Here is a 14,481-nt window from a genome sequence, read left to right on the forward strand (position 1 = left end):
TGTTTTTCATCGGGGAAGGCCGGCCCCATTATTTTTTTTATTTTGCGGTTGGGAATGCTTGCGCACGGCGCAAATCAATGCTACAATATTATTTACGCGGGAAGACAAGCGATATGAAATTGTCAGGAAAGTAGGAGGGATACCGTGAATACGTTAACCATTGTTTTGTTAGTGATACTTGGAGTGCTGATCGTCGCAGTTGTTGCATTATATTTCTTTGGTAAAAGAGCGCAGAAGAAACAGGCAGCCCAAAAAGAACAGATGGACGCCATGGCTCAGAATGTCAGCATGTTGATTATTGATAAGAAACGAATGCGGATGAAGGAATCCGGCCTGCCCCAGATGGTGATTGACCAGACGCCAAAGTGGCTGCGCCGTTCCAAACTTCCGATTGTAAAAGCTAAAGTTGGTCCTAAAGTCATGTCTCTGGTCTGTGAGGAATCTATCTTTGAACTGGTTCCCGTGAAGAAGGAAGTAAAAGCTGTCGTCAGCGGTATCTACATAACCAGTGTGCGCGGAATCCGCGGCCCGCTGGAGGCGCCGAAGAAAAAACAGGGCTTCTTCAAACGGATGAGAAACAAAGCGAAGAATTATGTGGATAAGAATGCGAAATAAGTTCCATCCGCTAAATAAGGCCGCATGCCCAGACAGATCGAATCCCACACAATATTCCGGCAGACTGTTGCAGGGATAATTATGAAAGCAAAATGCATAGAAAGAATTAAATATACCAGATAGAGTAAACGGCATTACCGTATTACTGATATCTGGTATTTTTTGTCTCCATTTTCTTGTCTGTCTTGATTATCATTTCAGGAGTAAATCCGTTACTGCTGGAGCGAAAAATCCCCGGCCTCTTTGCTTTTAATATTCATCGTTATGGTGCAGTCTGCCAGGAACTCATAGTTCACTTCCAGCTGATATTCGACCTGGATATTAATATTTTTATCGCTCTCATTGACATCTACGCTGGTAGCCATCAGGCCGATCAGAAGATTGCCGTAGGGAGTGGTATAATATGTCACATTTTTCTTATTTTCTTCAAATACCATATGTACGTTAGCCAGCCCTTTTTTGGTGACTTCCAGTACATGTTCTTTTACCTTGATGATATTCTTAATCTTTCCCTCGATGCCTTCCAGTACTTCATCGTAAATCAGATAGTGGCTTTTTTCTTTCCTGTAATAATCCGCAACCGTTACCACCTCTACCGGTTCTACCCCTTCATCTTCCATAAACTGCAGGCCGGATATACTTAATAAAACTTGGTCTGTCATATGTTTCTCCTAATAGTTTTCAATGGGAATCTGCCTGATCTGACTAATTTCACAGGCCAGTATCGAATTGGCAAAATCTTTGAATTTGTCTGCCAGATCGCTGACAAAAAACCGGTGTTCGGGCCACACCTCTTCTGCAGAGCCGGAGGTACCCACTGCGGCGATTCCTTCTCTTCGTAACAGTTCCTTCAATTCCAGTGCTGTCTCATAGGCAGGATTTACAAGAGTCACCCGGCCGCCCATCACCTTGCCAACCGTAGAACGCAGCAGAGGATAATGGGTACATCCCAAAATCAATGTATCCACGTCCGCATGTTTCATATCCTCAAGATACCGTCCCGCCACTTCTTCTGTCACAGGATCCTTAAGCCATCCCTCTTCCACCAGCGGCACGAACAGAGGGCATGCCTTCCCGATCACCTGGATATCCGGATTAAGATCGTGGATAAAATCCGTATACATCTGGCTTTTTACCGTACTTTCCGTGCCGATAACCCCAATGCGCCCGTTTCTGGTAGTGTTAGCAGCCACTTTCGCTCCGGGTTTGATCACCCCGATAATCGGAAGATCCAGCTCGGGGCGGATCTCCTCCAGCGCGCAGGCACTGGCCGTGTTACAGGCTACCACGATCGCCTTTACCTTTTGGGTCCTTAAAAACCGAATGATCTGCCTGGAATATCGGATGATATTATCCTTCGACTTGTTTCCGTAGGGGACTCTGGCCGTATCCCCGAAGTACACGATCCGCTCCTGGGGAATCTGACGCATGATCTCCCGGACAACGGTCAGGCCGCCGACCCCGGAATCAAACACCCCGATCGGAGCCTGATGAATATCTATATCTTTCATGGTTGTATTACCTCATGCTCTTACTCTCTATCTATCTATAAGCCGATACAACAGTATATGTTACATAATAACCTTTCTTGCAGAATTATTCAAGTATTGTCCTTAGGGATTTTACTACTTATGGCTGGGATGTTTAAATAGTGCAGGAGCGGGAGCCGAATCGTCTCGGCTCCCGCTCCTTATATTACCCCATTTTCCAGAGACCCCTCTTACGCCCGACTGCTCCGGTCCCTAGCAACTCAGCGCCTGAAGCTCATACACTTCCTCGGACTCACTAGTAGTCTTCCCGGATGATTGGGGTAGAGAGATATACGTTTGTTACATTCTGAGATTCGTCGTAGTTAAAGGCTATATTAACATTCACCGGTTCTCCGCTCCGCATATCATAATCTTTGATTAACTTGGTGTATGCATAGATGGTGAACAGCTCTTCATCCCGATGTTCGGAGACCACCTTGCCCTCGATCTGCTCCAGCAGCTGGTCCGCCATAGTGTTGCGCTCGTTCAATGTCATCTGGCCGGGGTGGGTACCGATCAGATTCAGGGATACTTCGGTGTCTATCCGGTAGTCCTGGTAGATTTTATCGAGTATTTCTTTGTAGCCCAGGGCGCTGTCCAGATCGTACAGGGTGATATCTGTCAGGAGATATTGTTTGGCGTCGATTACATTCGCATCGTGCTTTTGTTCATTGGTGATGATCTGGATCGTAGTTTCGGCCTGTTTGGCCTTTACATGGAGAACAGTCTTGGCCTGTCCGTCTTCGTAAGTCTCCGTGAGCGTGTAGTTTTCCTGAATCCCCAGGATATTGGCTATGTCCTGAACCATCGTTTTTCTTCCGCTCAGGCTCAGATAGGTGGTGTTCAGGCGCCCGCTGCCTTCCACTACACTCTTTGTATTCATAAAGCCGGAACTGTGGAATGCTTCTACGATTTTTCCCTGATCCCGGACTCCGTACAGATTCCATAACTGGACACCGGCCAGGACCCATAGAATCAATACAAGTCCAACTAATACTTTCTTCATTTTAAAGACCTCCTAAGTGGTACTCTTTTTCTTAGTTTTGACATTTTCAGGAGGCCTTATTCATTTTCTATAGATTGCGAGGGTTCATGAAAGTGGGAACATTCGCTTTCCTCATACCTCTGTCTTTTTTTGGTTCAAATAAATTTCAAATTTTATTTCTTTACTACGGCGTCGGAGATCATTTGTTCAATATTAAACCAGTAGCGCTGAAGCGCTATATTGTATTTGGCCATATTCTTCTCATCCTCGCCGGGTTCTCCTGTATACCCCAAACAGATGCAGTACTCGGCTACCTCCTGATCCGTTATCTGATTTTCCATGATGCCCGATATCATGCTATTTCTTGCCTCGCTATAATAATAATCATAATATACGAACATATCAAATTGTTGCGGCCCATAAACCTTTCCGCCCGATTTAAGCGCCTGCTGTCTTTTATTATTTTCTTCTTTTAATTTATTTCGAAAACTTGAATAAGTGATATGATCCACAAAACCATTTTCCTTTAGATACTGCTGCTCGATCTTTGCGCGGACCACACGTTCTGAATCTGTAAGATCGCGGTGGTCAGTCCCTATTGATACTTTGCTGAGAAATGTAAACTCATCTTCATATATTTTATCGCCATTCACAATGATGGCAGGCCTTTTTCCGTGCAAAATCAGGACGCAGACCGTCAGTATAAAAATAATACCCGCTCCCAATAATATCCATTTTTTTCTTGCTTTACCGATAAAGCATCACCTTTTTCATAAGCGGACAGCCGCTTTTAGGACTGCTGTCCGCCTCCATCTGTATTTTGTTTTAACGCTTCGTTATAATATTTATAAACAGAAGCTTACATAGACATTACAGAAGCTTACTAATTGTTATATGTGATAGTCGGACTCCAGCTTACTTCGTCCGAATAATTATTTTGATTTTGATTTACAATAAAATAAATCCGATCGCCCGTCTGTACTGTAGTTGTTATATTATGTACCAATCCTGTGGTATCCGATCCACCGATTGTATTCCAATCCTGATCCGGCCATATATTGGCTGTGTTTTTCAGTATTTTTACTCTCACGCCGTCATAACCCGTATTCGCCTTTTTGGGATTCCCCTGAATCGTAATCTCACCATTATGGGGAGCCTCCCAGGCAACGACCGTATCATTTCCGTCGGGATGCAGCTGCGCCGGGGCCCAGATCAGGCTGTACTGATTCGTCCCTTTCCACCTGTTGATACTGCTGTCCCAGTTCATTTCGGAATATCCTGTGTCACTGGTTTGCAGGTAATACCAGCCGTCGGTACCCTGAACACTGGAAAAATCCGCTGTCAAATTATATTTTTCTTCTATATTATAAGTGATCAGTGGATTCCAGTATGTACCGTCGCTATAATTGTTGCTGTTTTTGTTGAGTACAAAGTACAGCATATCATCCTTGTTGACCGTTACCGTAAAATCATGGGACACACCTGCTGTATCGGATCCTCCGATATACTGCCAGCCGTTAGCAGGCCAAACCTGGTTGTCATTCTGTAAAATTTTAACATTTACACCGTCATTCCCTGTATTTGCTTTCCTTGGATTGCCGATTATCTGCACCTTGCCCGCCTTAGGCGCCTTCCACGCCAATACCGTATCATTGCTGTCCGGATGCATATTTCCCGGAGCCCAAATCAGGTTATACGTGCCGCTTCCCTGCCACTTATTCTCCGATGGATTCCACGTAAGATCCTGATAACCGTTGGCAGTTTTCTCCATATAATACCAGTTGCGGCCTCCTTGCTGTGTGCTGAAATCTCTGGTAAACACATAGGTGTCTTCGCTCTGTCCCGTTGTGACAGAAGTCTGATGAGCGCCAATATCATAGGAACCTTTGTCCAGATTATTTCCCCAGAAATCTTTACCGCCGTTATCCGGAAGGTAGACTCCCTTGCCAATACACATGGATGTATTGCTGATCTTATAATTGTCTGCATAACCCATTCCGTCACCTGTGACACCCGGGTTCACGAGTTCCGGATCTCCTGAAACCGCATAGCGGTCTGCCGGATTTGCCTGACAGGGATAGTACAGATTGTTCTCATAGACCGAGGACGCCCAGTCAGGGTCTGTCTGGAAATTAAATATATTATTCCAGAACTGATGATTGGTGCCGGCATTGCCAAAACATGCATCCAATTTTCCGCTGGATTTATAAAATGTATTATTATAAATTTCGGTGGGCATATCTCCCGCCCGGATAATATACTGCTCATCATCCACACTCACATTATAACGTAAAACGGTCTTAATATGGCCAGGATCTTTATTAATGCCGGCACAGTCAAGCCAGAATCCGCCCTGATTGCCATGTGTGTAATTATACTGGAAGGTCGTCACGCCGCCGGTTCCCCAGTCCGTGTCAAAAGCAGTTCCATCACTGTCAAACAGTCTGGTTCTGGCTACCTCGTTATATTGGAATAACGCATCGTCTGTACCACAGGTCCACATTCCTGCAATAATCTTGGTATCGCTTTGATTCCCCAATGCGCCGGCATCGTAACATAGGTTATACTGGATGAGCGGTGATACGCAATTCGCTACGATCATACCATCTGAACCGGTTCTGCTGATGGTATTGTTTTCGATCACTACATTTGTATGATATTGATCAACGATAAAATCCTCCCGCTGATTGATTCGAATCCCGCTTGTCAGTACATCATGCACGTAATTGTTCTTAATCAGTACTCCGTCATAATGCACACTGTTGGTGGACCTGCCCGGCATACTTACATAGATACCGGAATTCCAATACATACTCTCATAGGTGGGCATCGATCTGCGGTTTTCACCGGTTACATCATGCACTTCACAGTCTTCAATGGTAATCCCGTGAGTGATGCTATCGGTCTTCCCATTGACGAAAATCCCCTGGCGGATACCACGTTCCGCCGCTTCATTGGTAACCTCAAAGTTGCGGACCGTCCAGTACTCCTGACTATCCAGCTTGATAGCTGCCTCAGCGCCATTCCCCTGAATCAACGGTTTATTCCCTGTTCCATACATATCGAGGACAATAGGAGCCCCGGCTGTACCGGATCCCTGTGGTTGAAGCATGCCTGTCCAGGTCCCGCCTGCCTTAAAACAGATCTTATCTCCCGGCTGAAATATAGTCCCGTTTACTTTCTCAAGAGTTTTCCAGGCTGCCTGTTCACTGGTACCCGCAGCACTATCGCTTCCGCTAACATCATCGATGTAATAAGTTTTCACTGATTCGGTGTTCATGGTTTGGACATCATTTTCATCCGTCTGCGCAGCTTTGGCAGTCAATACAAGCCCCAGGCACATGGTCATTGTTAACATCACTGCAATTATTTTTTTCATACTTTCCTCCAGTGGCGCGTTTACCGCGCCATAAATTCAGGGATGGGTGAACATTTTGTTCAACCTTACCCTCCTAATATTAATTTTTCGACAGAATACAATTTCACCCGCTCTTTTAGCCATGTATTCGGCGTGTGAACCACCAGAAGCGTCCTGCCTTCCGGCCCCTCGAATATCATTCCGTGGCCACCCTCTTTTTCTAAAACAGTATTTCTCTCATGATTCCACTTCCCAATCACCCCTTTCTGTGCATGGGAGATACCGACCGCATATCCCTTCTCTCCATAACTGGACCATATCATATGAAGCCGGCTGTTTTCGTCTCTGAACAGGAATGGCCCGTCTGTCACGAAGCCTTCTGAATCAAATTCCCTGTGGATGACCGGCCACTCCGCTTCAGATGCGTGAAATAAAACCTCAGGTTCCCCGGTCAGTTTCGTCAGGTCCCCGGACATTTTCGCCGCGCAGATACAGCCGTCTCCTGTCTGGATCCATTCATGGCAAAAAACCATATACACTCCGTCATCCTCAAAGCAGAGTGTTCCGTCCAGACACTCCCAGTCAGTCGGTGTAACCGGTCCATCAGTTACCGGGACAAATGGTCCTCTGGGATCATCCGAGATCAGCACCTGTACACCTCTGCATCTCCCTTCTGCTTTAAAACTCGCTATCATATAGTATCTGCCGCGGTATTTCCAGACTTCCGGCGCCCAAAAATTCCGGTCGGCCCAAAAATTCTGAGGCGCCCGAAATACCGGATAAGGCCCCTGGAACAGCTTGAGGTCTTTACTTCGGTAGCAGTCGAAACCCTCGCCGTTTCCTTCCCAGGTATTCACATCTGTGGTCCCATATAGATAATACTCGCCGTTCTCCTTGAGGAAAAACGGATCTCTGATCCTGATATCCTGAAGCTGCCATTTCTTCATCTTAATCTCCATTCCGCCCTTTTCCATGACACGCCTATCCCTTCACCGCCCCTGCCGTCATACCCGAAATAATATATTTTTGCAGAATCAGATACACAATCGCCACCGGCAGCGTTGAGAGTACCACGTTCGCGAATACCAGCTGCCAGTCAGAGCTATGATTTCCAAAGAAATTATATATGGTAAGGGGCAGCGTATAATTTCTAGCACTGTTGAGGAAATAGATCGAAATTCCAAAATCATTCCATACCGCCATGAAATTAATGATAATCGCGGTAATAGTCGCAGGCTGAAGCAATGGAAAAATAATCCGAAAGAAAAGCTGCACCTGTCCCGCTCCGTCCAGCCAGGCAGACTCGTCGATTTCCAAAGGAATACTTTTAATAAATCCGGTATACAAAAAAACAGTAAAGGACATATTTGCCACAACCAGCACCAGCACAGCCGCCAGCACATGGGGAAGGTGGAAAAAGTTACACACAAAGTAGGTTGGGATAATTTGTACAGGCAGTACCAGGCCAAAAATGACTACCATATTAATCGCTTTGGAGAACAGGCTCTTCTTGCGCTGCAATACAAAAGCCATGGCAGAACAGAGCAAAACCAGCAGCAGCACGCAGATGACCGTGATTCCCATGCTGTTCAAAAAGCCTCTTAAGATTCCCCCCTCAATGAACATCTCTTTATAATTTTCCAACACATGCCAGGAGGAAGGCAGCTTGATATTCATCATGGCCGCTTCTTTGCGGTCCTTAAACGAATTGATGACTACCATATAGATCGGAATCAGAATGATCAGCGCACAGATACATAATACGGCATTCACAACCGAATTCGTAATTTTGCGTTTTTTCACATCTCCACCTCCCGATTGGCAATATATTTATACGTCGGCATAGCAATCGCAGCGATAATCAACGCCAGCAGGATACTGGCGGCACATCCTTCACCCAGCCTGCCCGATCCAAAGGACTTAAAGATTACCGTTCCAAACACTTCCGTAGCCGATCCGGGGCCGCCCTGAGTCGTTGCCTGAACCAGATCGAATACCTTTAATCCTCCGATAATATTCAATATCAATGCGTTGTTAAATGCAGGCAGCAGCAGCGGAAAAGTTATATATCGGAATTTTTTCCAGCCGGTAGCCCCGTCGATCTCGGCCGCTTCATAATAATCTTTCCCTATGGTCTGCATGCCGGAAAGGAGTATCACCATGGTAAAACCCGACCATTTCCATATCTCGATCGCACATACGGAAAATATAGCGATCTTCGGATCTACCAGCCAGGACTGGGCCAGGCTTCCAAGGCCCGCAAAGTTCAGAAAAGAGTTGATCAGGCCGTTGGCGGGATGCATCAGGGAGGAAAAGATCAGTCCCACCGCTACGGTATTGATAACAGCTGGCAGGAAAAAGATTGTGCGCATCGCGTTGGTCAATGCGAATTTCCGGTTGAGCGCTACGGCCAGTGCCAGACCGATTACCATTTTGAATACGGTGGTGATTAATGCGAATATAAAGGAGTTAAACATGGCTCCCCGCATATTCGGCTGGCTGAACACATCCAGATAATTCTGGATTCCCGCGAACCTTGCCGAAGCCACGTCAAAGCCCAGGATTTTAATAAAAGAGATAAACAGACCACCCAATGCCGGTACGATAAAAAACAATATGTAGAGTACGAGACCCGGGATTGCGATGGAATAGGAATATCTTTTTAATTTCGTTTTTGTCATATACCGTTCCTTCTTTAATATGGGGCTGTCTGACGACAGCCCCGCTCGATTCATTCTATCTTTCCTTTTACCAGTTCGGATCACCCTGAGCTTTTGCATTTCTCTCAGTCTCATCATCCAAAGCCTTAGCCACGTCAGCTGCATCCTTTAAGGTTCCGGTATAGTAGTTCAGCAACGGCTCGCTCAAATTACCATAGGAATACTTATTAATCTCTTCCCAGTCAGTCATGGACATTCCGCTGTCCATAATCGCCTTCAGATCCGCAGTCGCGGAAGGAATATCACTGGTGATCTTTTGATTCAGATATACACCGGGCTGGGCATCCGCGTACACCTGCTGTGCCTCTGCGGAAGCAATGAAATTCAGCGCTTTTTTACCGAGTTCCACATTTTCACACTGGGTCGTCAGGGCCAGGGAATAAGGTGTAAACATATTGATGTAATTCTTGCCATCGTCGGCAGGCATGGCAAATGCTCCGATATCATCGATCTTGTCGGGGAATTTCTGCTGGATATTATCCGCACACCAGGTGCCGTTAATATACATGGCACAGGTCCCGTCCGCCAAAGCCTGATGCGCACTGTCAACTGTATCAGACAAGTATGTCTCATTTACATAACCCAGATCGATCAGATCTTTTGTTTTCCGGATCATATCTACAAAATTTGTGCATTCGCTGTAAGTAAGCTTATGTTCATTAATCTGGTCCATCAGTCCGAAGGAATCAAGTCCTCTCTCCTCTGCGTCTAAGAGGAGTCCGCTTATGGTAGGCGGCTGGACACTCCATGCATCCTTACCGGAATAATATACCGGTGTGATCCCCTGGTCCTTTAAGGTTTTGCAGACATTCAGGAATTCATCCCAGGTCTTAGGTATCTCGACTCCAGCCTGTTCGAACACTTTTTTATTATAGAATATGCCGGATAGTACGACGGAATCGACCGGAACTGCATATAATTTATCATTGTAGATAAATGTCCCGTCCAACACTTTTTGATCATACTCGGAAGTGCATTCCAGGCCTGTCAGATCCACCAGTTTATCCAGACCCTTCACATAGGCTTCCACCCACTGAGGTTTGTATACCTGAATGATATCGGGGAGGTCATCGGTGGCAAATTTTGTCTGGAGTACCTGGTCGCCCTGGGCGCCGCCCTGAATCTTGGATATCTCCAGTTTGAATCCGAGCTCTTGTGAATTATCGTTAATATACTTTTCCAGCGCTTCCCAGCCGGATTTGTACCAGTCCGTATACATCAGAACCGTCAATGTCTCCACTTTACCCGTACTGCCGGATTCTGTCTTATCCGCATCCGGGGCTTTTGTCTCCGCCGCAGTATTGTCTCCGGCGGCATCACCTGATGTATTCTCCGATTCGGCAGCACTTTTTCCACAGCCGGCCATTCCAGCTAACATTGCAACTGACAAGCCAATGGCCAATAATTTTTTAAACTTTATCATAACAATTCCTCTCTCTTTTAAGATTTTAATAATGAAAACTTACCCGGCCAGGTTGTTTCTCTATATTCATCTTATCATGTTTACCCTTCTCCGGCATTTCACTTTTTTCGGATTTATAGGAATTTTTTACACTCTTTTTATATAACTTGACAAACAAAATGCAAATACTTATGATTTGACTATACTGTTTGTCCAAAAGAGGGGTGCTATGAAACGACATTTTACCAGTATCCGATATGAATTTATCTTCTCTATGACTGCATTGTTCCTGCTCTTTTCTTCCATTGTACTCAGTATCTGGTACAGTGAATTGAAGCATGAAGCTCAGACAACCGCGTTGCAGAATGCCGAACACGTACTGCAGGTTTCCAACACGTTATTTGAAAACCAGGTACGGGACATGATTAACGTGGCCGCTCTCACAACCGTCCGTTCCACGAATTCCTTATCCACGAATATACTCAACATATTATCTAAGAAAGATTTAAGTGACTCTGAGATTATCGGGTACCGAAAATCGGCCACGGATTATCTCATCAGCCTGTGCAGTTTTAAGAAGAATCTCAATGGCCTGATGGTTAGTGATTTTAAAGGTGATAACTCTATTTCCTACGGCATTCCCACCTCTTTCGAAATTATGCAGGAAAATCAGTGGATTGATCTAATAAAAGACAGCAATAAAAAATATATCGTGATTCCTCCTCATTATCCGCACAAATGGTTTAATACGAAAAAGGATCTGGCGTTTTCCGTTCTGGAACCTGTATTGGCTTACAGCGGAGAAAAAATAGGATTTGTATCTGTCGACATCAGCGCGCAGCTATTTCAGGAATGTTTTGATACCAGTTCTTCCTCTCCCTCTTCCCTTTATGTGATAAACAAAACAGACGGTGAAGTATTATTCAGTCCTACCCTTGACATTTTAGACATGGCACGCGGAGAATCCGCGTTACCTGCAATTATCCGGAATCTGAAATCAGAAAAAGGGTATTTTTATATCAGTGACAAAAACAGCGGTAAGCTCTTAGTAGTATACAACACTTCCGCTCTCACCGGCTGGACCACCCTGAGCGTGATTCCCGAAAAAGAGATCGTTCTGGCTTTTACAAACACCTCACACAAGATCCTGCTGATTACCCTGATCATAGGAATCGCGCTGATCCTCTGCATTTTCCTGGTGACCACATTTTTAACCCGGAAAATACGTTTGCTGACCAGCGCCGTCAAAAATATCAACGGGGACTGCCTGGACCTGCCCATAGAGATAACCTCTCAGGACGAGATCGGTTCCCTGTTTCTTCAGTTTAAGGCTATGCTGGATCGTATCAGGGGCCTGCTTAAAGCGGTTAAAACAGAAGAAGCCGCGAAACGGAAAGCGGAAATTTCTGCGCTCCAGTTTCAGATGAATCCCCATTTCTTATATAATTCCCTGAACACGATTAAATTTCTCGCGAATATACAGGGGATTCACAATATCGGAAGGGTGGCCGAATCCCTCTCCTCTCTCATGCATATCAGCATGGATGACCGGGCCTTTCTTCCGGTACAGGAAGATATTCATTTTCTCCGATCCTATCTGGAAATTCAGAATTACCGTTACACCAACTCTTTTGATTTTCAGCTGCATTATTCTGAAGAAATTATGGATTGTTACATACCCAAATTATTCATCCAGCCACTGGCTGAAAATTCTCTGAAGCATGGACTGGTGAACAGAACGGACGGTGGAATCCTGCTTGTCGAATATCTGGCGGATGAGAATAATCTCAAAGTAATTGTGGAGGACAACGGGTGCGGGATCACCGATGACCGTATCCAGGAAATCATGCATAAGAACCAGAACCGGAACGCGGGGCACATTGGAATATATAACATCCGTGAACGGATCCATCTGTATTTCGGGGAGGATTATGACCTTGAAATAATCAGCCAGCCGGGACTCTTCACGCGTTTCGAGATGACACTTCCGATCGTAGTGAAAGATGAGGTGGAGAATTATGTTTAGAATATTAATCGTCGATGACGAACTTCTGGTTCGCACGAACATCAAATTATTTCTGCAGCAAACGGCGGAGGATTTTACCGTATGCGGAGAGGCAGATAATGGAAGAACCGGTCTGGAACAGGTCCGTCTGCTGCATCCCGATATTATCTTCTCAGATATGAAAATGCCTGAGATGGATGGGGTTGAATTCTGCCGTCAGGTACATGAACAGTATCCGGGAATTTGTTTTATCGCTCTGAGTAATTACGACGAGTATTCCTACGTCCGCGGAGCATTAAAAAGCGGCGCGTCGGACTATATATTAAAGCATAAACTGAACAAAGAGTATCTTGCTCAGATTCTGAATGATCTGAAAAAAAACATGAAAACAGATAGTACATTAAATACTCTGCCGGACATAACGCTGACTGCCCTTCAGGAAAAATTCGTGCTGCATCTGCTCGGTCATATGTTCGTCACAGAAAAAGAGGTGGAAGCGAATCTCAAAGTGCTGGGTATCCGTCTGGATCTGTCCAGCCTGATCCCGATCATATTGTCTGTGGACAACTACGCGAAAATCGAACAGCAGGGAAGGATCGAACAGCGCAATATCCTGGAATTCTCAATTCTCAATATCGGCAATGAATTATTAAGCCAGCATCCTACCGGTCTGCTAACTCATATTGAGAAGGGAATCTACTGCATATTGCTCTCGTTTGCCCAGATCCCCAGCCGCAGCAAGATACAGGAACAGATTCATTCTATTCTGAATCAGATTTCCTATAACCTTAAAAATTATCTGAATATCTCAGCCAGCTTTTGTATCGGTGAATTAACGTCTAATATTCTGGATGTTGGTGTCTCATACAATAAAGCGCTGGAAGCCATGCAGTTGAAATTTTATTCTGGAAATCATTCTATCATCCACTCACAAAATATAGCCGTGTCCCGAAAAGAGTTATCGGGACTCGATTATGCTATCGAAAAGAAACTGTTGGCCCTGATCACAAATGGCAGCGGGCAGGATGCCGAGGTTATAATCCGGCAGGTCTTTCAGGGTATGGCCAAGCAAAAGGAAAACCGGTCCAATGTCCAGATGATCTGCATGGACCTGCTCAGTATTATCACTCGTCTTTCTAAAAAGAATGGGATTGCCCTGGATCTTATCATCGCCAAAAAAGTTCCGCCCGACCAGCTGTTTACACAGTTAAATACGTTAAATGAAATACAGGACTGGTTTCTCGACTGTTTTCATAACATATGCCTGCAGATACAACAGCTGCTGCCCGGTGATTCCCTGTATGTCAAATCTGCCATAACCTGTATCAACCGGGATTTTGCGAAACCTATTTCCCAGCAGACCGTGGCTGAGGATATCGGTATAAGCGGTGGATATCTGAGTACCATTTTTAAAGCGGAAACCGGTCAGGGATTCGCTGATTATCTGAATACCGTCCGCATCAGTAATGCAGCGCATATGCTGGAGCTGGGCGAAAGGGATTTCCATAAAATCGCGGAGGCCTGCGGCTATCAGGATTATGCCTACTTCTTCAAGGTATTCAAGAAAAGGATGGGTACGACACCGGGGAAATATCTGTCCTCTAAGCGGAACTAGGCGGCGTTTATGAGTACAGATCGTTACCGGCAAAACCGTATAGCGCACAAATCTACAATCCGCGGTATGGAGTTTGGACCCGGGCAAAGGCGTCTCCAATGAAATGGGGAGATTTGGATGCCTATCTCCTGACTTGTTTTGACATTACGGAATACAAAAGAATGCAGTTACAGGATTACGTAAAGCCCCCGCTGGGATAACAGAAACCAAATATCCCGGCTGGGGCCTTATTTACTGTCTGTAGGCTTTTTC

12 protein-coding genes are annotated in these 14,481 nt (G+C 45.4%); 3 read left to right on the forward strand and 9 right to left on the reverse strand.

What is annotated here, in order from left to right; genetic code table 11:
* The first annotated feature begins 144 nt into the window (after window positions 1-144).
* The gene (locus KTH90_RS05150; RefSeq protein ID WP_238726376.1) at window positions 145-615 is read left to right on the forward strand and encodes a hypothetical protein; all 471 of its coding nucleotides are present in this window, start codon (window positions 145-147) and stop codon (window positions 613-615) included.
* Window positions 616-827: 212 nt separating this feature from the next.
* On the opposite strand, the gene KTH90_RS05155 is transcribed toward KTH90_RS05150, so the two are convergent.
* The 9 genes from KTH90_RS05155 to KTH90_RS05195 all read right to left on the reverse strand — a co-directional run bounded on the left by KTH90_RS05155 (window position 828) and on the right by KTH90_RS05195 (window position 10,630).
* Entirely contained in the window at window positions 828-1,277 is a 450-nt protein-coding gene (locus KTH90_RS05155; protein WP_158350872.1) for a DUF1934 domain-containing protein, read from the reverse strand.
* A 9-nt stretch (window positions 1,278-1,286) separates the two neighbouring features.
* Window positions 1,287-2,126, reverse strand: coding sequence for a glutamate racemase (gene murI / locus KTH90_RS05160; RefSeq protein ID WP_238726377.1), 840 nt, complete (start codon window positions 2,124-2,126; stop codon window positions 1,287-1,289).
* Window positions 2,127-2,400: 274 nt separating this feature from the next.
* On the reverse strand, window positions 2,401-3,150 hold the full coding sequence (locus KTH90_RS05165; protein ID WP_158350868.1) for a YwmB family TATA-box binding protein: 750 nt from the start codon (window positions 3,148-3,150) through the stop codon (window positions 2,401-2,403).
* Window positions 3,151-3,302: 152 nt separating this feature from the next.
* A complete protein-coding gene (locus tag KTH90_RS05170; protein WP_238726378.1) occupies window positions 3,303-3,782 on the reverse strand; it encodes a hypothetical protein in 480 nt (159 codons plus the stop codon).
* A gap of 230 nt (window positions 3,783-4,012) precedes the next feature.
* Window positions 4,013-6,508: a right-handed parallel beta-helix repeat-containing protein gene (locus tag KTH90_RS05175; protein WP_238726379.1), complete on the reverse strand. Its 2,496-nt coding sequence runs from the start codon at window positions 6,506-6,508 to the stop codon at window positions 4,013-4,015.
* A gap of 65 nt (window positions 6,509-6,573) precedes the next feature.
* Entirely contained in the window at window positions 6,574-7,434 is an 861-nt protein-coding gene (locus KTH90_RS05180) for a glycoside hydrolase family 43 protein (RefSeq protein WP_238726380.1), read from the reverse strand.
* A gap of 34 nt (window positions 7,435-7,468) precedes the next feature.
* A complete protein-coding gene (locus KTH90_RS05185) occupies window positions 7,469-8,290 on the reverse strand; it encodes a carbohydrate ABC transporter permease (protein ID WP_238726381.1) in 822 nt (273 codons plus the stop codon).
* Window positions 8,287-9,168 carry a carbohydrate ABC transporter permease gene (locus tag KTH90_RS05190; protein WP_158350860.1) on the reverse strand — a complete coding sequence of 294 codons (882 nt, stop codon included), beginning with the start codon at window positions 9,166-9,168 and terminating at the stop codon, window positions 8,287-8,289. Before KTH90_RS05190 ends, KTH90_RS05185 begins: the two co-directional genes overlap by 4 nt.
* Before the next feature lie 67 nt (window positions 9,169-9,235).
* Window positions 9,236-10,630 carry an ABC transporter substrate-binding protein gene (locus KTH90_RS05195; RefSeq protein WP_158350859.1) on the reverse strand — a complete coding sequence of 465 codons (1,395 nt, stop codon included), beginning with the start codon at window positions 10,628-10,630 and terminating at the stop codon, window positions 9,236-9,238.
* Between the two features lie 208 nt (window positions 10,631-10,838).
* On the opposite strand from KTH90_RS05195, the gene KTH90_RS05200 reads away from it, so the two are divergent.
* Window positions 10,839-12,635, forward strand: a complete 1,797-nt coding sequence (locus KTH90_RS05200; RefSeq protein ID WP_158350857.1) for a sensor histidine kinase — start codon at window positions 10,839-10,841, stop codon at window positions 12,633-12,635.
* Window positions 12,628-14,229: a response regulator gene (locus KTH90_RS05205; protein WP_238726382.1), complete on the forward strand. Its 1,602-nt coding sequence runs from the start codon at window positions 12,628-12,630 to the stop codon at window positions 14,227-14,229. Before KTH90_RS05200 ends, KTH90_RS05205 begins: the two co-directional genes overlap by 8 nt.
* The last annotated feature ends 252 nt before the right edge of the window (window positions 14,230-14,481 follow it).

Origin of the sequence: Diplocloster modestus (genome assembly GCF_019042245.1) — a bacterium.
GTDB lineage: Bacteria > Bacillota > Clostridia > Lachnospirales > Lachnospiraceae > Diplocloster > Diplocloster modestus.